Origin of the sequence: Pseudomonas sp. JL3, from assembly GCF_031570575.1 — a bacterium.
GTDB classification, from domain to species: Bacteria; Pseudomonadota; Gammaproteobacteria; order Pseudomonadales; family Pseudomonadaceae; genus Aquipseudomonas; species Aquipseudomonas cucumis.
Window position 1 is genome coordinate 53,944 of sequence record NZ_JAKWJK010000002.1, and the last position, 20,451, is coordinate 74,394.

Here is a 20,451-nt window from a genome sequence, read left to right on the forward strand (position 1 = left end):
ACTATCTGGATTCGTTGTAACCGAAGTATAACCGCTAAAAATACGAATTTTCCTGAAGTGTTTGCTTCCTTAGAATGCCTCGCTATCGACGGATCGCCTTTTCGGTTCTGTCTGTTTTATCGAGGAAAGCATCATGAAGCTTAAAACCACGGCACTGCTGATTGCGTCTTTACTGGTGCTGGCCGGTTGCGACCAGGCCGAGAAAAGCGCTCAGCAATTGATGGGCAAGGCCGCCGAAACCGCCAAACAGGCGATTGACGATACCCACAAAGCTGCCGAGCAAGCGCTCAGCGATGCCACGGGCGGTTTGATCAGCAAGAAAGAACAATCGGCCAAAGAGACGGACAAAACCGAATCTTCGTCCCAGGAAATCTAAACCGTCTACAACGAGTCAGGACTGACCCATGGAATACCTTTTAGAACTTGCTGCAAGCCCCACTGCCTGGGTCGCCCTGGCCACGCTGGTGGTGATGGAAATCGTGCTCGGCATCGATAACCTGATCTTCATCTCGATCCTCACCAACAAGCTGCCCGAACAGCATCGCCAAAAGGCGCGGCGCATCGGTATCGGCATGGCGTTGATCTTGCGTCTGGCACTGTTGAGCACCATCGCGTTCATCGTCCAGTTGACGGAGCCTGTGATCGAGATTCTCGGCCACGCGTTCTCCTGGAAGGACATGATCCTGATTGCCGGTGGCCTGTTCCTGTTGTGGAAAGCGACCACCGAAATCCATCACAGCATGGACCCGGCACCGGATGATCCGATGTCGGCTACCTCGACCGTGACCCTGGGCTTTGCCGCTGCGATCGGTCAGATCCTGCTGCTGGACATGGTGTTCTCCATCGACAGCATCATTACCGCTGTCGGCATGACCGAGCATTTGCCGATCATGATCATTGCGGTGGTGGTGTCGGTACTGGTGATGTTGCTGGCGGCTGATCCTCTGGCCAAGTTCATCAACGACAACCCGACGGTAGTGATGTTGGCGCTGGGCTTCCTGATCATGATCGGCATGACGCTGATCGCCGAAGGTTTTGGCGCCCACGTACCGAAAGGCTACGTCTACGCGGCCATGGCGTTCTCGGCCACGATCGAAGGCTTGAACATGCTGTCGCGTCGGGCCAGGCAGAAGCGCATCGCCGCTGAAGCTTAACCTTCGTTAAGCGAAACGGCCGCCTGAACTCGAAAGAGTCCAGGCGGCCGTTTTTGTTTGGACGACCAAAAAGCGCGGTCAGTGCGCGGTGGCGGGGTGGGCAGCCGGCTGATCGGTTTTCGCCACAGGCGCCGATTGAACCGGGTGGTGATGGTGTCGGCGGGTAATACGCAAAACTCCCCACAGCATGGCGGCGGCCACGGCCAGCCAGCCGGAAATCAACATCACAATAGTCATTGTCAGGCTCATCAGTGCCTCCTCTTTGCCCTGCATCGGGCACACACTCTTCCTTGGTAAGTGACAGTTTAGCCGCTGCTGTATTTCAGACTATTGACCAAAGGTCGCCTGCCACCAACCAGTTCGCTCTATCGAATGCAATCAACTGCCGGTTAAGGCTATACCGCTGCCGCGCGGCATCCTATGATCGACGGCCAAGCCGGGGGTGTGAATACCTGGCGTCTGAACAAGAGAGTGATGATGCGGGTATTTTCTCGAATTCGATCTTTGGTGCTGATCGTCGGCTGCGTTGCCGGTCTGGCTGGCTGTGCGGGGAGCGTGGCGCCTGAAATCAAGCGTCTGCCAGAGCGGGTCGAACTCAGCGGTACGTTCTACCGTGGGCAAAGTTATCAAAGCGGGCCTCAGGTGTTGGCTAGCCTGCTGTCCCAGCAGGGCATCGTGATAACCCCGGGGTTGCTCGACAAACCTCTGCATTTGCCGGGCGCCGAAGACCGCTTGCAGCAGAACATGCAGAACCTCGCGCGCGAGTACGGGATGGTGGTCTATCCCCTCGACAGCCATTTGCCGGCGCTGCTGGCCCAGGTTGCTGCCGGTTATCCGGTAATGGTGCGCTTCACCGAAGGCTCAGCGTTCTGGGCAGAGCCCCGATACGCCATTCTCGCCGGTTACAACCGTCAGAAGCAGACCGTGTTGCTGCGCGCCGGGATGGACCGTCGGTTGCTGATGGGGTTCAGCACCTTTGAATCGGCGTTCGAAAATGCCGGCGGCTGGGCTGTATTGATCCAGAAGCCGGACCAGATTCCGGCCAACGTCGATCAGAAGCGCTGGCTGAAAGCGGCGAGCGATCTTGCCCAGTCAGGTCAAGAGCAGGCGGCAGCCCGGGCGAAAAAAGCGTTAAGCGCGCAGTAGTTTCCGTTCGTCATCTTGCAGGGCACCACTCAGGATTATTGGCCTCTCATGTAAAGGACCCGGATTACTTGCCGGGTCGTGACCAGGAGGCGCCCATGGCTCATTCCAATACCCCCACTGGCCCGCACTCGTCTGAGCATTCGTCCGATAATGAGTTGGGGTTCGACCCCGATTCTCCGGACCTCGCCGATCCGCAGGTCGATCCCATCGGGCCCGCCAAGGCGCCCAAGGATGTAAAACCGGGTGAGGCGGGCAAGAAGGCTCCCGCGAAGCCTTACGATCCGCTTGGCGATCTGAAACCCAAGTCCTAGTCAGAGGTGCATATGTCTACCGATTCGAGCTTCGACGACAAACGTCCAGATCCTCCCGACAGTGTTCCAACAACCCCCGAAGGGGATCTGGATCCGGTGATGGATCCGGACAGCCCGTTACGGGACCCGTTGGCCAGACCGACCGTGGTACCAACAAAACATCCGCAGGGCTGGAAAGACCCAAGTGCCGGGGATGGCATCCCGGATGACGATCAGATGCCGTTGCCTAACGATTAATCCCAGACAAAAAAAGCCCCGAATATTCGGGGCTTTCGTTTGGAGGCGTTTCGAGCTTATTTCGATGCTTCAACCACGCCGCTCTGGCGATGCTTGAGATTCTTGTCGGATTTGTACTGCAGGGCGACGGAAGGCACGTTGGCGCTCTTGCCGGTTTCGACCCAGCTGCGAATACGGCTGGCATCGGCAAAGTGTGTGTACTTGCCAAAGGCATCCAGAATCACCAGCGCCATCGGACGATCACCCATGTGGGTGACCAGCACCAGGCAGTGACCGGCCGCGTTGGTAAAGCCGGTTTTGGTCAGTTTGATGTCCCAGTTAGGCTTGTTGACCAAATGGTCGGTGTTGCGGAAGCCCAGGCTGTAGTTGGGTTTACGGAACGAAACGGTTTTTGCCTTGGTGGTGCTCAGTTGAGTCAATAGCGGGTGCTTGTGTGCGGCGATCAGCAGTTTGCTCAGATCGCGGGCGGTGGACACATTGCGGGGGGAGAGGCCCGTCGGTTCGACAAAGTGGGTGCTGGTCATCCCCAGTGCTTTGGCTTTGGCGTTCATGGCGGCAATGAACGCGACATAGCCGCCCGGATAGTGATGGGCCAGACTCGCAGCGGCACGGTTTTCCGACGACATCAGGGCAATCAGCAGCATCTCTCGGCGCGGCAATTCGCTTTTGAGTTTGACCCGGGAAAACACGCCTTTCATTTCCGGGGTGTCGCTGATATTGACGGAAAGGTATTCGTCCATGTTCTGCCGGGCTTCTACCACCACCAGGCCGGTCATCAGTTTGCTGACGGACGCGATTGGCACTACGACGTCAGGGTTACTGGCATAGATCACTTTGTTGGTTTGCATATCCATCAGCAAGACACTGCCGGAAGCGATCTTCAGTTGTGAAATGTCTCGGGGTGCGGCGGTGGTTTCGGCGGCGTTGATCGTTGGCGTGGTGAAAGTCCCTGTAAATGCAAAAAATAGGCTCAGGATTGAAAGACGGATTTTCACGCTGGCGGACTCATAAAGGGTGGATATGCCGTTCTGTAACGGGCTGTTTCTTTAAAAAGCGACGCATTTTAGGAGTATGGCTGAAGAACTGTCGATGGTTGTTCGATGTTCAGGGGAAAGTGCCTGGAAGCCTGATAAAAACAGCCTTTTCCGGCGGATGGTCGAGCTTTTCTCGCAGGCAAAAAGAACCCCGCGATGGGCGGGGTTCTTTTATGCGGCGCTGCAAGTCAGCGTGAACTCAGCCGTGCAGTGTTTCCGCGGCATACAGCGTGTTTTCCAGCAGGCAGGCGCGGGTCATCGGGCCAACGCCACCCGGTACCGGAGTGATCCAGCCGGCGCGGGGCAGGGCGGTTTCGTAGATCACGTCACCGACCAGCTTGCCATCTTCCTGACGATTGATACCGACGTCGATCACAATCGCGCCTTCCTTGATCCACTCACCTTTGACCAGGCCCGGCTTGCCGGCGGCAACCACCACCAGGTCGGCGCGACCGACATGGCCCGCCAGATCTTTGGTGAAGCGGTGGGTAACGGTCACGGTGCAACCGGCCAGCAGCAGTTCCATTGCCATCGGACGGCCAACAATGTTGGAAGCCCCGACAATGACCGCGTCCATCCCGTATAGATCGGCACCGGTGCTTTCCAGCAACGCCATGATGCCTTTAGGTGTGCACGGACGCAGCAGCGGAATGCGCTGGGCCAGACGGCCGACGTTATAAGGGTGGAAACCGTCGACGTCCTTGTCTGGACGAATGCGCTCCAGCAATTTGGAGGCGTCCAGATGTTCAGGTAAAGGCAGCTGAAGCAGAACGCCGTCAATCGCCGGGTCGTCGTTCAGGCGATCGATCAGGTCGGTCAGTGCTTCTTGAGTGGTTTCGGCAGGCAGGTCGTAGGCTTGGGAAAGGAAGCCGACCTCTTCACAGTCTTTACGCTTGTGCGAGACATAAACCTGAGAGGCAGGATCGCTGCCGACCAGGATCACCGCGAGACCGGGCGTGCGCAGACCTTGCTGGCGACGCTCGGCGACTCGTTTGGCGATCTGCTGGCGCAGGCTGGCGGCGATCGATTTGCCGTCGATTAGTTGTGCAGTCATTGCGCGTGATTAACCATCGAGAGGGGAAAAAAAGAGAACGCATTCTCGCATGTCATGAGGTGAGGGCAAAGGCGCTTGGTCTGCAAATTCCCCTAACCCCTTTAATTAAATGAATTTTTTTTAAAAAAGAGTTGACGACCTTCAGGCTCACCTATAACATTCGTCGCACTTGTCGGGCACAGCCTAGCACTGGTTAAGAAGGTTGAGCAGAGTTGATGTTTAATTCGGCGAGACTGAAAGCACTTAGTTTGTAATCGTCCAAGAATACAGATTAACAAGGCGCCCGTAGCTCAGCTGGATAGAGCATCCGCCTTCTAAGCGGATGGTCGCAGGTTCGAGTCCTGCCGGGTGCGCCAATTAGGCAGCTTTGGCACAAGTAGCGCAACATGGCAATATGGTGGGCGTAGCTCAGTTGGTAGAGCACGGGATTGTGACTCCCGTTGTCGAGGGTTCGATCCCCTTCGTCCACCCCATATTTAGAAAGGCGCCAGATTAACAGTCTGGCGCCTTTGCTTTAAAAGCTTGATGCGGATGTGGTGGAATTGGTAGACACACTGGATTTAGGTTCCAGCGCCGCAAGGTGTGAGAGTTCGAGTCTCTCCGTCCGCACCATTACAAACAGCTATTTAATAGCAGAAAACGGCGCAGCACCTGAAAAGGGCTGCGCCGTTTTTGTTTTATAAGTCTGAATTTTCAAAACAACCGCATATTCCGGGTTGAAGGGCGGGTAGGGTCGTCGAAATTATGTATCTCGATGATGCTGATTCGCCCGTCGGTCCCCTCGTGGGGTCGGCTGTCAGGGATGGATTGCCGATTCCTTCTATATATAGAAGGATTGGTGCAGAGCCCTGGCATGACTGGCTGTATTTGCTAACAGGGCGAGGCACAACCGTTTGTCCCCGCCTATAAATTGCCTGCTGCTTTTTTACCCGTTTTCAGTAGGGTGACTTCTTGAGTTTGACCCACTAGAATGCATGCCCTTGATTCTGGGGTCGGAAACGGCCGGCTAACGTCTGTGCAACGAGGAATATCCATGCAAGTTTCTGTTGAAAATACTTCTGCTCTTGAGCGCCGCATGAGCATCACCGTGCCGGCTGAGCGCATCGAGACTCAGGTCAACAAGCGTCTGCAGCAGACTGCCCAAAAGGCCAAGATCGCTGGCTTCCGTCCAGGCAAAGTGCCTATGAGTGAAATCAAGCGCCGTTTTGGTGCTGATGCACGTCAAGAAGCCGTGGGCGATGTGATCCAGTCTTCTTTCTACGAAGCTGTTGTTGAGCAGAAGCTGAACCCGGCTGGCGCTCCTTCGATCGAGCCTAAATCGATGGAAGCTGGCAAAGATCTGGAATACGTCGCAATTTTCGAAGTGTTCCCGGAGTTCACTGTTGCCGGTTTCGAAGGTATCACTGTCGAGCGCCTGAGCGCTGACGTGGCTGATGCCGATCTGGACAAGATGCTGGAAATCCTGCGCAAGCAGAACACCCGTTTTGAAGTCGCCGATCGCGCTGCTCAGAACGAAGACCAACTGAACATCGATTTCGTCGGCAAAGTCGACGGTGAAGTGTTCGCTGGCGGTTCCGCCAAAGGCACCCAGTTGGTGCTGGGTTCCGGCCGCATGATTCCTGGTTTCGAAGACGGTCTGGTCGGCGCTAAAGCCGGCGAAGAGCGCGTTCTGAACCTGACCTTCCCTGAGGACTATCAGAACCTCGACCTGGCAGGCAAAGCCGCTGAGTTCACCGTGACCGTGAACACCGTTTCCGAGCCTAAACTGCCTGAGCTGACCGAAGAATTCTTCGCTCAATTCGGCATCAAGGAAACCGGACTGGAAGGCTTCCGCACCGAAGTTCGCAAGAACATGGAGCGTGAACTGCGTCAGGCGATCAAATCCAAGGTCAAGAATCAGGTTATGGACGGTCTGCTGGCCACCAACCCGATCGAAGTGCCAAAGGCTCTGCTGTCCAACGAAGTCGACCGTCTGCGTGTGCAGGCTGTTCAGCAGTTCGGCGGCAACATCAAGCCTGACCAACTGCCGGCCGAGCTGTTCGAAGAACAAGCCAAGCGCCGCGTTGTGTTGGGTCTGATCGTGGCTGAAGTGGTCAAGCAATTCGACCTCAAGCCTGATGAAGCCCGCGTTCGCGAGATGATTCAGGAAATGGCTTCGGCTTATCAGGAGCCTGAGCAGGTTGTGTCCTGGTACTACAAGAACGACCAGCAACTGAACGAAGTCCGTTCGGTTGTGCTGGAAGAACAAGTTGTGGATACTGTTCTGCAGAAAGCTAGCGTGACCGACAAATCGGTCTCTTACGAAGAAGCGGTCAAGCCGGTAGAAGCTCCACAAGCCGACTGATTGTTTTTGCGGTAAGAAGTACACACCATAAGCCAGCCTTCGTGCTGGCTTATGCGTATTCAAGACATAACTATTTGGGAGTGACTGCAGAGCATGTTCCGTAATTCGTATATTCAGCAGAACTCTGATATCCAGGCCGCAGGCGGCCTGGTCCCGATGGTTGTCGAGCAGTCTGCTCGTGGCGAACGCGCCTATGACATCTACTCGCGCCTTCTCAAGGAGCGAGTGATCTTTCTGGTTGGTCCGGTAGAGGACTACATGGCCAACCTGATCTGTGCGCAACTGCTGTTCCTTGAAGCGGAAAACCCGGACAAGGACATCCATCTCTATATCAACTCGCCGGGCGGTTCGGTGACGGCGGGTATGTCGATCTACGACACCATGCAGTTCATCAAGCCAAACGTGTCGACCACCTGTATCGGTCAAGCGTGCAGCATGGGTGCGTTTCTACTGACGGCCGGTGCCCAAGGCAAGCGTTACTGCCTGCCGAACTCGCGTGTGATGATTCACCAGCCACTGGGCGGTTTCCAGGGCCAGGCTTCGGATATCGAAATCCATGCCAAGGAAATCCTCTTCATTCGTGAGCGTCTCAACACGCTGATGGCCAAGCATAGCGGGCGCACTCTTGAAGAAATCGAGCGCGATACCAACCGCGATAATTTCATGAGTGCAGAAGCAGCGCGTGAATACGGGTTGATCGATGAAGTGATCAATCAGCGCCCCGCTTAAAATAAGCAGCTCAAAATAAGGTTGGTCGGCGGGTCCGATCACTAGCGGGCTTGAAAAAGCCCGCAATAGCCTTCATCTTGTGTTGCAAGCCTATCGGATTTGGATCGAACGAATGACTGACACCCGCAACGGCGAGGACAACGGCAAGCTGCTCTATTGCTCCTTCTGTGGCAAAAGCCAGCATGAAGTACGCAAATTGATTGCCGGCCCCTCGGTCTTTATCTGCGACGAGTGCGTCGACCTGTGCAATGACATCATCCGTGAGGAGGTGCAGGAAGCCCAGGCCGAAAGCAGCGCGCATAAATTGCCTTCGCCTAAAGAAATCAGCGGCATCCTTGATCAGTACGTGATTGGTCAGGAGCGTGCGAAAAAGGTTCTGGCCGTAGCGGTGTACAACCACTACAAGCGTTTGAACCAGCGTGACAAAAAGAATGACGACGTCGAACTCGGCAAAAGCAACATCTTGCTGATCGGCCCGACAGGCTCGGGTAAAACCCTGCTTGCCGAAACACTGGCCCGCTTGCTGAACGTTCCGTTCACCATCGCCGACGCAACCACCCTCACCGAGGCGGGTTATGTAGGTGAAGATGTCGAGAACATCATTCAGAAGCTGCTGCAGAAGTGCGATTACGACGTAGAAAAAGCCCAGATGGGCATTGTTTACATCGATGAGATCGACAAGATCTCGCGCAAGTCTGACAACCCGTCGATCACCCGGGACGTTTCCGGTGAAGGCGTGCAGCAGGCCCTGCTCAAGTTGATCGAAGGCACAGTTGCTTCCGTACCACCTCAAGGTGGTCGCAAGCATCCGCAGCAGGAATTCCTTCAGGTCGACACCCGTAACATCCTGTTTATCTGCGGTGGTGCGTTCTCCGGTCTGGAAAAGGTTATTCAAAACCGTTCCACCAAGGGCGGCATCGGTTTCAACGCGGAAGTTCGCAGCAAGGAAGAAGGCAAGAAAGTCGGTGAGTCCCTGCGTGAAGTCGAACCTGACGATTTGGTCAAGTTCGGTCTGATCCCGGAATTCGTCGGTCGTCTACCGGTACTTGCCACGCTGGACGAGCTTGATGAGGCTGCATTGATGCAGATTCTCACCGAGCCGAAAAATGCTCTGACCAAGCAGTATGCCAAGCTGTTCGAGATGGAAGGCGTGGACCTGGAATTCCGGGCCGACGCGCTGAAATCGGTCGCCAAACGTGCCCTGGAACGCAAAACCGGTGCCCGAGGACTGCGTTCGATTCTCGAAGGTGTATTGCTCGACACTATGTATGAAATCCCCTCGCAGTCCGAGGTGAGTAAAGTAGTGATCGATGAAAGCGTTATAGAAGGTAAGTCCAAGCCACTGTATATCTACGAAAACAGTGAGCCGACTGCCAAGGCAGCGCCGGACGCCTAAGCGTCACACTGCTGGAATAAAGAAGGGGCCTTCGGGCCCCTTTGCTTTTAACGCGTTTTAACATTTTATTTGCGCTTGTTTTTTTTGAAAACAGCCCCCATCTTGGTTTCAAGCTTACTTCCATCTGTTTACGGCCTTATGGCCGCCGTAGAGGCGAAATCATGAAGACAACCATCGAATTGCCTCTCCTGCCATTGCGTGATGTCGTGGTTTATCCGCACATGGTTATCCCGCTGTTCGTGGGGCGCGAGAAATCCATCGAAGCCCTCGAGGCAGCGATGACGGGCGACAAGCAGATCCTTCTGCTGGCTCAGCGAAATCCTGCTGACGACGATCCCGGTGAAGAAGCACTTTATCGCGTAGGCACCATCGCTACCGTTCTGCAGCTGCTCAAGCTGCCTGACGGCACGGTCAAGGTTCTTGTCGAAGGCGAGCAGCGAGGCGCCGTGGAGCGCTTCAGCGAAGTCGATGGCCACTGCCGTGCCGAAGTATCGCTGATCGACGAAGTCGACGCGCCTGAGCGCGAGTCGGAAGTGTTTGTCCGCAGCTTGCTGGCTCAGTTCGAACAATATGTGCAGCTGGGCAAGAAAGTCCCTGCTGAAGTCCTGTCGTCGCTTAACAGCATCGACGAGCCAGGTCGCTTGGTCGACACCATGGCCGCGCATATGGCCCTGAAGATCGAGCAAAAGCAGGAAATCCTCGAAATCATCGATTTGTCGGCCCGTGTCGAGCACGTTCTGGCGTTGTTGGATGCCGAGATCGATCTGCTGCAAGTCGAAAAACGCATTCGTGGCCGCGTTAAAAAGCAAATGGAGCGCAGCCAGCGCGAGTACTACCTGAATGAGCAGATGAAGGCCATTCAGAAAGAGTTGGGCGACAGCGACGAAGGCCACAACGAAATCGAGGAGCTGAAAAAGCGTATCGATGCCGCCGGTCTGCCGAAAGACGCGCTGGCCAAGGCTCAGGCCGAACTGAACAAACTCAAGCAAATGTCGCCAATGTCCGCGGAAGCGACAGTGGTACGTTCGTATATCGACTGGCTGGTTCAAGTGCCGTGGAAGGCTCAGAGCAAGGTGCGTCTGGACCTTGCCCGTGCCGAAGACATTCTCGACGCCGACCACTATGGCCTGGAAGAAGTCAAAGAGCGGATCCTCGAATACCTCGCCGTGCAGAAGCGCGTGAAGAAGATTCGTGGTCCGGTGCTGTGCCTGGTCGGGCCTCCTGGGGTGGGTAAAACCTCTCTGGCGGAGTCGATCGCTCACGCCACCAACCGTAAATTCGTGCGCATGGCCCTCGGCGGTGTGCGCGATGAGGCGGAAATTCGTGGTCATCGCCGGACTTACATCGGTTCGATGCCAGGAAGATTGATTCAAAAGATGACAAAGGTGGGCGTCCGTAACCCGCTGTTCCTGCTCGATGAAATCGACAAAATGGGCAGCGACATGCGTGGCGATCCAGCGTCGGCGTTGCTGGAAGTGCTCGATCCCGAGCAGAACCACAACTTCAACGATCACTATCTGGAAGTCGACTACGACCTCTCTGATGTGATGTTCCTGTGCACCTCCAACTCCATGAACATTCCGCCGGCGCTGCTGGACCGGATGGAAGTGATTCGTCTGCCGGGTTACACCGAAGACGAGAAGATCAACATCGCTGTCAAATACCTTTCGCCGAAGCAGATTACGGCCAACGGTCTGAAGAAAGGCGAGCTGGAATTCGACGCCGAAGCGATCCGCGACATCATTCGCTACTACACCCGCGAAGCCGGTGTACGGGGGCTGGAGCGCCAGATTGCCAAGGTTTGCCGCAAGGCGGTCAAAGAGCATGCGATGGAAAAACGCTTCTCGGTGAAGGTTACTGCCGACATGCTCGAACACTTCCTGGGCGTGCGTAAATTCCGCTACGGTCTGGCGGAGTCGCAGGATCAGATCGGTCAGGTCACCGGCTTGGCTTGGACTCAGGTGGGCGGCGAATTGTTGACCATTGAGGCCGCGGTCGTGCCGGGTAAAGGCCAGTTGATCAAAACCGGTTCTCTGGGTGACGTGATGGTCGAATCGATCACTGCAGCCCTGACCGTTGTCCGCAGCCGTGCGAAGAGCCTGGGGATTCCTCTGGACTTCCACGAGAAACGCGACACGCATATCCATATGCCTGAAGGGGCAACGCCTAAAGATGGCCCTAGCGCTGGTGTAGGCATGTGCACGGCCCTGGTATCAGCATTGACTGGCATTCCTGTACGCGCAGATGTTGCGATGACCGGTGAAATCACCTTGCGTGGTCAGGTGCTGGCGATCGGTGGTTTGAAGGAAAAACTGCTGGCTGCTCACCGTGGCGGAATCAAGACGGTGATCATTCCTGAAGAGAACGTACGCGATCTGAAGGAAATTCCTGACAATATCAAGCAAGATCTACAGATTAAACCAGTTAAATGGATTGACGAGGTCCTGCAAATTGCGCTGCAATACGCGCCGGAGCCCTTGCCGGATGTGGTTCCGGAGATCGTTGCAAAGGATGAAAAACGCGAGTCTGACTCTAAGGAAAGAATTAGCACGCATTAGTACGCATTTGCCTGGGGGGCTTGTTGACAGTTTTTTAGAGCCCTTGTTATAAAGCGGCTCTTAAGTGTCTGTAGGCCATTCAGCACTCGTTTTTTTGCTTTCACCAAAAAACTTAGAATCAAACTCAAATAGATATAAGGGGACTTAGAGTGAACAAGTCGGAACTGATTGATGCTATCGCTGCATCCGCTGATATCCCGAAAGCTGCTGCTGGCCGTGCGCTGGACGCTGTAATCGAATCCGTCACTGGCGCTCTCAAGGCTGGCGACTCTGTTGTTCTGGTTGGTTTCGGTACCTTCTCCGTGACCGATCGTCCAGCTCGCATCGGTCGTAACCCACAGACCGGTAAGACGCTGGAAATCGCCGCCGCCAAAAAACCAGGTTTCAAAGCCGGTAAAGCACTGAAAGAAGCTGTCAACTAAGTTCGATTCAGGTTTTTGCCTATCCGGGTCGGGGTCATTCCTGACTTGGCAGCGGAGCGGTAGTTCAGTCGGTTAGAATACCGGCCTGTCACGCCGGGGGTCGCGGGTTCGAGTCCCGTCCGCTCCGCCAGTTACGAGAAGGCGCATCCTCGGATGCGCCTTTCTTCTATCCGGATTCTACCCACGCTCCACGGTTGCCTAATTTTGAAGTTCAACCGTTTCTGGGGGACGCATGCTGCAGAATATCAGGGACAATTCACAAGGCTGGATTGCCAAGACCATTATCGGGATCATCGTTGTACTGATGGCTTTCACCGGTATCGAGGCCATTTTCCAGGCGACGACCAACAGCCAGGATGCGGCCAAGGTCAATGGTGAAGAAATCAGTCAAAACGAGCTGAACCAGGCGGTTGATATGCAACGCCGTCAGCTCATGCAACAGCTTGGCAAGGATTTCGATGCTTCCTTGCTCGACGAAAAAATGCTGCGCGAATCGGCCCTCAAAGGCCTGATCGATCGCAAACTGCTGCTGCAAGGCGCAGAAAAATCGAAATTCGCTTTCTCCGAGGCGGCTTTGGATCAGGTGATCCTGCAAACGCCTGAATTCCAGGTGGAAGGCAAGTTCAACGCCGATCGCTTCGATCAGGTGATCCGTCAACTCGGCTATAGCCGTCTGCAATTCCGCCAGATGCTGGCTCAGGAAATGCTGATCGGTCAGCTACGCGCTGGCTTGGCCGGTAGCGGCTTTGTCACCGATGCACAGGTTCTTGCCTTCGCCCGTCTGGAAAAGCAGACCCGCGATTTCGCCACCTTGAACGTCAAGGCAGATCCTGCGGCGGTGAAACTGACTGACGACGAAGTCAAAGCCTACTACGACGAACACGCCAAGGAATTCATGACGCCGGATCAGGTGGTCATCGATTACCTCGAATTGAAGAAGGCGTCCTTCTTTGATCAGGTCAGCGTCAAGGACGAAGACCTGCAAGCGGCGTATCAGAAAGAAACCGCGAACCTGTCCGAGCAACGCCGGGCTGCGCATATTCTGGTCGAAGTGAACGATAAGGTGACCGAGGCGCAAGCCAAGGCCAGAATCGAAGAAGTGCAGGCGCGTCTGGCCAAAGGCGAGAAATTCGAGGCCCTGGCCAAGGAATTCTCCCAGGATCCGGGCTCGGCGAACAACGGCGGTGACCTTGGGTTTGCAGGTCCAGGCGTCTACGATCCAGCGTTTGAAAAAGCCCTGTATTCGTTGGCCAAAGATCAGGTTTCGGAGCCGGTTCGCACCGACTTCGGTTTCCACCTGATCAAGCTTTTGGGCGTTGAAGCCCCTGAAGTGCCAACGTTTGCCAGCCTGAAAGACAAGCTGACCCGCGAGCTGAAAACCCAGCAGGTCGAGCAGCGTTTCGTCGAGGCGACCAAACAATTGGAAGACTCGTCGTTCGAATCCTCCGATCTGGCTCAGCCGGCACAAGACTTGAAGCTGACTGTCCACACCTCCGCGCCATTCGGTCGGGAAGGTGGCGAAGGTATTGCGGCCAACCGTGCCGTGGTGACCGCTGCGTTCAGTCCTGAAGTGCTGGATGAGGGTGCCAACAGCACCGCCATCGAGCTGGACCCGGAAACCGTGATCGTGCTGCGCGCCAAGGAACACCGCAAGCCTGAGCAACTGCCGCTGGAAAGCGTGTCTGCCAGTATCCGTGCGCAACTGATCAAGGAGCATGCCAGTGCTGCCGCCAAGACCAAGGCTGATCAACTGATCGCCAGCCTGCGCGATGGCAAGACTGCGCTGGACAAGGCGATCGATGGCCAGAACTGGAAAGTGATTCAAGCGGCGACTCGTGCTCAGGAAGGGGTCGACCCAACCGTGCTGCAAGCGCTGTTCCGCATGCCCAAGCCAGTCTCCAAGGACAAGCCGACCTTCAGCAGCGTGACTCTGGCCGATGGTAGCCTGGTGATCGTGCGCCTGGACGGCGTGAACGAAGCGGCGGCGCCGACCGAAGAGGAGAAGGTTCAATACCGTCGATTCCTCGCCTCGCGCATTGGCCAGCAAGACTTCGCGGCTTACCGCAAACTGTTGGAAAGCGAGGCTGAGATCAAGCGTTTCTGATGCTTGACTGAGCTTTACGCGACATAAAAGACCCCGGCCGAAAGGCTGGGGTTTTTTATGGGTGAAACAAAAGCGGTATGAGCTACCCGTCGCCTGCTTATTTACCGCGCGACTTTTTCCTGTCAATGACAGTCAGTAGACTTGTAACTGTTTCTAGACACTAAACGGTGCGACGCTAAGCATCGATCTGTTGCACAATACGCCCCGAACCGTTTTCCTCAGGATGTTCAATGTTAAGATCAATTCCCATGCGGGTTGTGGGGCTGGCCGTGATGCTGGCCGCCGCTGCCGGTTGTTCATCGAAGAAAGCCGCCATCTATGAGCATGAGAACTTCGACGATTCCGGAACGTTTTCGCGCAATTATCCGGTGACCGATAAGCAGTCCTGCGAGGCCGCCCGTCGGGCTTTGCTCAGCCAGGGTTACATCATCACCAGCGCCGATCCGAAGCTGGTCAGTGGTCACAAGAGTTTCCAGCAGACTGGCGAGACCCACATGGAGATCAGCTTCAGCGTGGTTTGTGCCGATGATGGCAGCGAAGGGCACCACGCGACCATGTTCGCCAACGCCCTGCAGGACCGTTATGCGCTGAAGAAGACCAACAACTCCGCCAGTCTCGGTGTCGGTGTGTTGGGCTCGGTCTCGATGCCGATCGGCTCGTCCGACGACTCGATGGTCAAGGTCGCCAGTGAAACCGTATCCTCGGCCAAGTTCTACGAGCGTTTCTTTGCCCTGGTCGAGTTGTTCCTGCCACCGGAAGCGAAGAAGGCAGCGCACATTACCGAGAAGCCGAAGACTGAGCTGGGTGTGCCTGAAGTCAAGGCTGTGCCGGCTCAGATGGCCCCGACTCCGACCCCTGCGGCCGAACCTGCGCCTGCTCCAGCGCCGGCAGCTGAACCTGCACCAGCTGAAACCGCTCCAACCAGTTCGGAGCCTGTTGTACCACCTGCTGAAACGGCGCCGATTACCCCGGAGCAGAGCGGCGAGCCGACTTCGTCCACGGAAACAGTGGCTCCACCGGCGGATTCAAGCACCATGCCGGCACCGACCGAGCCAATTTCGGCCATGCCTGTCTCCGGCCAGTAATAGGCTGATGTTACGGATCGGGTCAGACGACTCCGATCCTGTAACACCTTCCAAGATTGATCCACATCAAACCGAGCCGTATTCCTACGGCTCGTATCGAAAAAATTCTGGGATAAATTCCTGACCACCTGCTACGTTTTATTCAGTAGCGATGTAGTGTCATGCGCGCGTCATTTTTCTTTCATGCGGGCACTTTATGCTCAGGGCGCTGGTCATTTATTCAGAAGATTTTTTCAACAAGCGATGGGGGTTTTAATAATGGACGATTATCAAGAAGAACTGCTCGAGTATCAGGCATTTGAACTGGACCCACTGGAACCGGCCGAAGACGCTACCGAGTTGTAAACGTTACGCGGATTGGCGATGACTGCGGCGAAACTCGCCGGGGGTCTGGCCGTTCCAGCGTTTGAAGGCCCGTTGAAAGGCTTCGGCTGAGGCAAAACCCAGCAGGTAGGCGATTTCCCCGAACGCCAGTTCGGTGTCGCGGATGTAGGTCATGGCGAGGTCGCGACGTGTGTCGTTGAGAATGGCACGAAATTGCGTGCCTTCGTCGGCGAGCTTGCGACGCAAGGTCCAGGTTGGCAGCTTCAGGCGTGCCGCCACTTCTTCCAGGTCGGGTTCCCGACCACCATTGAGCAACGGCCCCAGTAACTGAGTGATGCGTTCACGCAGGCTGCGGGTGCGTGTCAGTTGCTCCAGTTCCCGCTCACACAGTTGCAGCAGGTGCCGCCAGGTGCTCGGGCAGTGCTCCGGGTTGCGCTGGGCGAGGCTGTCCAGGCTCAGGCGCAGTTGATTCTGTTCGGCGCCAAACTGAATCGGACAATCCCCCAGCACGGCGTACGCCTCTCGGTAATCCGGCGCCTGGAATTCGATCTCGATCCGTTCGGCGCGTAGCGGGGCAGGGCTTACGCTGGACAATTGCTGCAACCAGCCGGCAATGATCGAGTCCACCACGAAGCGGTTGTAGGCGTTATAGGGGCTGATGGAATAGAACCGCAGCCAGGCGCCTTGGGCGTCTTCATGAAAACTCGACTGGCCGCGATAGTTGGAACCGTACAGCGCTTCGAAGCGAATCAGGCAGCGCGCCGCTTCCCGCACGGTTGGGGCCTGGGTGGCGGTGACTCCGGCCAGGCCGGCCTGGCTCAGGCGACTGAGCCGGCCCATGCGCAAACCCAGTGCCGGATCGTCGGTCAGTTGAATGGCGCCGTGACCCAGGCGCATGTAGCGCGGGATCGAGAGACGGGCGCCGGCTTCGGCCAGCCGTGCGGCATCGAGGCCGTATTGTTCGAGCAGCGGTTGTGGGTCCAGGCCATGGCTGCGCACGGCGTCGGCCAGGCTATGGACGAAACCCACCGACAAATCACCGAGGCGCATCGGCTGCGGTTTCATCGCTTACAACCAGAGGTTCAGCAAACGTGCGCCCCGGGCATCGCCGTCGGCGAATTGCTGCCCGTTGCTGCTGAGGAAGCTTTGACCGGCGCTGCCCTTGTCCCAAAACTGACCGCGCAGGAACACGCTCATGCCGGCGATGGTCTGGCTGCCAGACGGTTGGGCACTCAACGTCAACCGATGCCAGGCCTGACCTTCACTGAGTTCGCCAGCCTTGAGACTGACAGAACTCGGCGTGGACTGGCCTTTGTAGCCACGCCACGGTTGATCCCAGGACCCGCGCCCGACGACGAACGCCGGGACCGCCACCAGTTGCGCGCCTTGATCGTCGAGTTTGCGATAGTTGTCCGGATACCAACTGTCGCTGCCGATCAGCACGCCCAGGCGTCCGGCCGGTGTGTCGACGACGTTGATCGTGTGTTCGGAATGGGCTTGGACAGTGTCGTGCCCAGCGAAAGTCGGGTGCATTTGTCTCTGCGGCTGGCCAATCGGCAGACCGTCGCGACCGAACACCACGCTGCTGTTGTACAGCGCGCCGCGGCCAATCTTCAGGGTGCCATCGCTGACACTCGGCTCGGGCAACACGATGGAACCCGCTACCAGAGTAATGCGGAATTCTTTCGCCAAGCCGCCGAACAGCGCTTGGTAATTCTGGGCCATTTTTTTGGCTTTCATCCGCAAGTGCGCGTCGTCGAGACGGCTGCCGCCCTCGGCACTGATCAGGGCGCGGATGAACTGCAACGGGTTGCTCACCGCCAGCCAGTTCATGGCTTCCTTGAGCGTAGTGGCTTGGTACAACTCGTCTTTTTCGCCGCTGATCATCAGCCAGGTGCCGACATGTTCGGGCAGTACGACGATGGTCTTTTCGTTCAGCAGGCCCTGATCCTGAGCCTTCTGCAAGTAAGCCGCGAGCTTGCGGTGCAGGCGTTCGGGGCTTTGATAATCGGTTGGGAACAGCTCGGGCTGGATGCCCAGCAGATTGCCGCGATCGGCGGGTGTGCCCTGATCGACCGCGAGACTGATGCGCAGGTCCGACAGGTAATGACCCACCGGACGGTCCGCGGCCCACATCGCGTAGGTCGTGAGGGCGGCGATCAACGCCATGGAGAGGGTCAGGTACAAAAGTTTGCGCATGGGGAAACAGTCAACGGCCGTGTGCAGGGTTCGCGACTAGGGTAGGGCTCATGCCCGCGCTTGCCAAGGGGCGCTGTGCATTTGGATCAATAAGTTGTCAGTTACGGTCATTGAGTGACAGCAGTGCGACTCTTAGTCTGTCGAACATGACTGACGGGGGCCGAAGAGCTCCTGCATTTTTTTTCGTGATCGCTCGTTGTGGAGTTACCGATGGCCGCCGCTCATTACCCGCACCTGTTGGCCCCGCTGGACCTGGGTTTTACCACGTTGCGCAACCGTACCTTGATGGGCTCGATGCACACCGGCCTCGAGGAAAAGCCCGGCGGCTTCGAGCGCATGGCTGCGTATTTCGCCGAGCGTGCCCGTGGTGGCGTTGGCCTGATGGTCACCGGCGGTATCGGCCCGAACGATGAGGGCGGGGTTTACTCCGGCGCGGCTAAGCTGACCACCGAGGAAGAAGCGCTCAAGCACCTGATCGTTACCCGCGCGGTGCATGAGGCGGGCGGCAAGATCTGCATGCAGATTCTTCATGCCGGGCGTTATGCCTACAGCCCAAAGCAGGTGGCGCCGAGCGCGATTCAGGCGCCGATCAACCCGTTCAAGCCTAAAGAGCTGGACGAGGAAGGCATAGAGAAGCAGATCAGTGACTTCGTCACCTGCTCGACTCTGGCGCAAAAAGCCGAGTACGACGGCGTCGAGATCATGGGCTCCGAAGGTTATTTCATTAACCAGTTCCTCGCGGCCCACACCAACCATCGCACTGACCGCTGGGGCGGCGCTTACGAAAACCGCATGCGCCTGCCGGTAGAAATTGTCCGCCGGGTGCGCGAAGCGGTCGGCCCGAACTTCATCATTATCTTCCGCCTGTCGATGCTTGATCTGGTGGAAGGCGGCAGCAGCTGGGAAGAGATCGTGCAATTGGCCAAGGCCATCGAGCAGGCCGGTGCGACGATCATCAACACCGGCATCGGCTGGCACGAAGCGCGGATTCCGACCATCGCCACCAAAGTGCCGCGTGCGGCGTTCAGCAAGGTTACGGCCAAGTTGCGCGGCTCGGTCAGTATTCCGCTGATCACCACCAACCGCATCAACACCCCGGAAGTCGCCGAGCAGATTCTGGCCGAAGGCGATGCCGACATGGTGTCCATGGCGCGGCCGTTCCTCGCCGACCCGGAATTCGTCAACAAGGCTGCGGCCGGTCGTGGCGATGAAATCAACACCTGTATCGGTTGCAATCAGGCGTGCCTGGATCACACCTTTGGCGGCAAGTTGACCAGTTGCCTGGTGAACCCGCGGGCTTGCCATGAAACCGAACTCAATTACCTGCCGGTGCAGCAGATCAAGAAAATCGCCGTGGTCGGTGCCGGCCCTGCCGGTTTGTCTGCCGCCACTGTAGCTGCTGAGCGTGGTCATCAGGTGACGTTGTTCGATTCGGCCAGCGAAATCGGCGGTCAGTTCAACATCGCCAAGCGCGTGCCGGGCAAGGAAGAGTTCTTCGAAACCTTGCGCTACTTCAGCCGCAAGTTGCAGACCACCAACGTCGAGTTGTGCCTGAACACCCGTGTGGATGTGGCGCAATTGGTTGAGGGCGGTTACGACGAAATCATCCTGGCGACCGGCATTGCGCCGCGGGTACCGGGGATTCCGGGCGTCGAGCACGCCAAGGTGCTGAGCTACCTGGACGTGATCCTTGAGCGTAAACCAGTGGGCAAGCGCGTCGCGGTGATTGGCGCCGGCGGTATCGGTTTCGACGTGTCGGAATTCCTCGTTCACGAGGGTGTGGCCACCAGTCAGGACCGCGAAGCGTTCTGGAAGGAGTGGGGCATCGATACATACCTCCAAGCGCGCGGCGGTGTTGCGGGGATCAAGGCGCAGCCGCATGCGCCGGCCCGTGAAGTGTTCTTGCTGCAGCGCAAGAAGTCCAAGGTCGGCGACGGCCTGGGCAAAACCACTGGCTGGATTCACCGCACCGGTCTGAAGAACAAGCAGGTGCAGATGCTCAACAGCGTCGAGTATCTGAAGATCGACGACGAGGGGCTGCACATCCGTATCGGCGAAAGCGGCGAACCGCAGGTATTGCCGGTGGACAACATCGTGATCTGCGCCGGGCAGGATCCGTTGCGTGAGTTGCACGACGGTCTGGTCGCGGCGGGGCAGAACGTACATTTGATCGGCGGCGCGGACGTGGCGGCAGAGCTGGATGCCAAGCGCGCGATCAACCAGGGTTCGCGGTTGGCGGCTGAACTCTAACGTACACCGCAATCCCTTGTAGCAGCTGGCGCAGCCTTCGGCAGCTGCTACAGGGATCGTGCTGGCTGATAGACTCCTGCTTTTCGCCAGAACGTAGCGCATTG

The 20,451-nt window shown here is 56.9% G+C and carries 18 protein-coding genes and 4 tRNA genes; 17 read left to right on the top strand and 5 right to left on the bottom strand.

Annotated elements, in window-relative coordinates:
- Positions 1-133: 133 nt before the first annotated feature.
- Both MMG91_RS03430 and MMG91_RS03435 read left to right on the top strand, forming a co-directional pair.
- Positions 134-376, top strand: coding sequence for a hypothetical protein (locus tag MMG91_RS03430; protein ID WP_310658756.1), 243 nt, complete (start codon positions 134-136; stop codon positions 374-376).
- Between the two features lie 28 nt (positions 377-404).
- Positions 405-1,154: a TerC family protein gene (locus MMG91_RS03435; RefSeq protein WP_030130811.1), complete on the top strand. Its 750-nt coding sequence runs from the start codon at positions 405-407 to the stop codon at positions 1,152-1,154.
- A 78-nt stretch (positions 1,155-1,232) separates the two neighbouring features.
- Here MMG91_RS03435 and MMG91_RS03440 read toward each other — a convergent pair whose 3' ends face one another.
- On the bottom strand, positions 1,233-1,403 hold the full coding sequence (locus MMG91_RS03440; protein ID WP_187326411.1) for a hypothetical protein: 171 nt from the start codon (positions 1,401-1,403) through the stop codon (positions 1,233-1,235).
- A 171-nt stretch (positions 1,404-1,574) separates the two neighbouring features.
- Here MMG91_RS03440 and MMG91_RS03445 point away from each other — a divergent pair, with 171 nt between their 5' ends.
- The 3 genes from MMG91_RS03445 (at position 1,575) to MMG91_RS03455 (ending at position 2,848) form a co-directional block, all read left to right on the top strand.
- On the top strand, positions 1,575-2,300 hold the full coding sequence (locus tag MMG91_RS03445; protein ID WP_310658757.1) for a peptidase C39 family protein: 726 nt from the start codon (positions 1,575-1,577) through the stop codon (positions 2,298-2,300).
- A gap of 95 nt (positions 2,301-2,395) precedes the next feature.
- Positions 2,396-2,611 (top strand): DUF6021 family protein, encoded by a 216-nt coding sequence (locus tag MMG91_RS03450; protein ID WP_305446214.1) that lies wholly within the window; start codon positions 2,396-2,398, stop codon positions 2,609-2,611.
- Positions 2,612-2,623: 12 nt separating this feature from the next.
- The gene (locus MMG91_RS03455; RefSeq protein WP_253544799.1) at positions 2,624-2,848 is read left to right on the top strand and encodes a hypothetical protein; all 225 of its coding nucleotides are present in this window, start codon (positions 2,624-2,626) and stop codon (positions 2,846-2,848) included.
- Between the two features lie 56 nt (positions 2,849-2,904).
- On the opposite strand, the gene pbpG is transcribed toward MMG91_RS03455, so the two are convergent.
- The gene (gene pbpG, locus MMG91_RS03460) at positions 2,905-3,843 is read right to left on the bottom strand and encodes a D-alanyl-D-alanine endopeptidase (RefSeq protein WP_305446213.1); all 939 of its coding nucleotides are present in this window, start codon (positions 3,841-3,843) and stop codon (positions 2,905-2,907) included.
- Positions 3,844-4,081: 238 nt separating this feature from the next.
- A complete protein-coding gene (gene folD / locus MMG91_RS03465) occupies positions 4,082-4,936 on the bottom strand; it encodes a bifunctional methylenetetrahydrofolate dehydrogenase/methenyltetrahydrofolate cyclohydrolase FolD (protein ID WP_305446212.1) in 855 nt (284 codons plus the stop codon).
- A gap of 279 nt (positions 4,937-5,215) precedes the next feature.
- On the opposite strand from folD, the gene MMG91_RS03470 reads away from it, so the two are divergent.
- The 11 genes from MMG91_RS03470 to MMG91_RS03520 all read left to right on the top strand — a co-directional run bounded on the left by MMG91_RS03470 (position 5,216) and on the right by MMG91_RS03520 (position 15,574).
- Positions 5,216-5,292, top strand: a tRNA-Arg gene (locus tag MMG91_RS03470).
- A 41-nt stretch (positions 5,293-5,333) separates the two neighbouring features.
- Positions 5,334-5,409 (top strand) — tRNA-His (locus tag MMG91_RS03475).
- 54 nt (positions 5,410-5,463) lie between these two features.
- A tRNA-Leu gene (locus tag MMG91_RS03480) sits at positions 5,464-5,548 on the top strand.
- Positions 5,549-5,969: 421 nt separating this feature from the next.
- Positions 5,970-7,280, top strand: coding sequence for a trigger factor (gene tig / locus MMG91_RS03485; RefSeq protein ID WP_052967287.1), 1,311 nt, complete (start codon positions 5,970-5,972; stop codon positions 7,278-7,280).
- Between the two features lie 93 nt (positions 7,281-7,373).
- Positions 7,374-8,009 (top strand): ATP-dependent Clp endopeptidase proteolytic subunit ClpP, encoded by a 636-nt coding sequence (gene clpP, locus MMG91_RS03490; RefSeq protein ID WP_007901795.1) that lies wholly within the window; start codon positions 7,374-7,376, stop codon positions 8,007-8,009.
- A gap of 112 nt (positions 8,010-8,121) precedes the next feature.
- Positions 8,122-9,405: an ATP-dependent Clp protease ATP-binding subunit ClpX gene (gene clpX, locus MMG91_RS03495; protein ID WP_007901798.1), complete on the top strand. Its 1,284-nt coding sequence runs from the start codon at positions 8,122-8,124 to the stop codon at positions 9,403-9,405.
- 161 nt (positions 9,406-9,566) lie between these two features.
- The gene (gene lon / locus MMG91_RS03500) at positions 9,567-11,963 is read left to right on the top strand and encodes an endopeptidase La (RefSeq protein ID WP_007901802.1); all 2,397 of its coding nucleotides are present in this window, start codon (positions 9,567-9,569) and stop codon (positions 11,961-11,963) included.
- A gap of 149 nt (positions 11,964-12,112) precedes the next feature.
- On the top strand, positions 12,113-12,385 hold the full coding sequence (locus tag MMG91_RS03505) for an HU family DNA-binding protein (protein ID WP_002552737.1): 273 nt from the start codon (positions 12,113-12,115) through the stop codon (positions 12,383-12,385).
- Between the two features lie 53 nt (positions 12,386-12,438).
- Positions 12,439-12,515: transfer RNA gene (locus tag MMG91_RS03510), tRNA-Asp, on the top strand.
- A gap of 102 nt (positions 12,516-12,617) precedes the next feature.
- On the top strand, positions 12,618-14,489 hold the full coding sequence (locus MMG91_RS03515) for a SurA N-terminal domain-containing protein (RefSeq protein WP_310658758.1): 1,872 nt from the start codon (positions 12,618-12,620) through the stop codon (positions 14,487-14,489).
- 230 nt (positions 14,490-14,719) lie between these two features.
- Positions 14,720-15,574 (top strand): DUF2242 domain-containing protein, encoded by an 855-nt coding sequence (locus tag MMG91_RS03520; RefSeq protein WP_310658759.1) that lies wholly within the window; start codon positions 14,720-14,722, stop codon positions 15,572-15,574.
- 348 nt (positions 15,575-15,922) lie between these two features.
- Here MMG91_RS03520 and MMG91_RS03525 read toward each other — a convergent pair whose 3' ends face one another.
- Together MMG91_RS03525 and MMG91_RS03530 are read right to left on the bottom strand one after the other, a co-directional pair.
- Complete coding sequence (locus MMG91_RS03525; protein WP_310658760.1) at positions 15,923-16,963, bottom strand: AraC family transcriptional regulator; 1,041 nt, start codon at positions 16,961-16,963, stop codon at positions 15,923-15,925.
- 3 nt (positions 16,964-16,966) lie between these two features.
- Positions 16,967-18,097, bottom strand: coding sequence for a nitrilase-related carbon-nitrogen hydrolase (locus MMG91_RS03530; protein ID WP_305446208.1), 1,131 nt, complete (start codon positions 18,095-18,097; stop codon positions 16,967-16,969).
- Positions 18,098-18,307: 210 nt separating this feature from the next.
- On the opposite strand from MMG91_RS03530, the gene MMG91_RS03535 reads away from it, so the two are divergent.
- A complete protein-coding gene (locus MMG91_RS03535; protein WP_305446207.1) occupies positions 18,308-20,347 on the top strand; it encodes an NADPH-dependent 2,4-dienoyl-CoA reductase in 2,040 nt (679 codons plus the stop codon).
- Positions 20,348-20,451 lie beyond the last annotated feature (104 nt).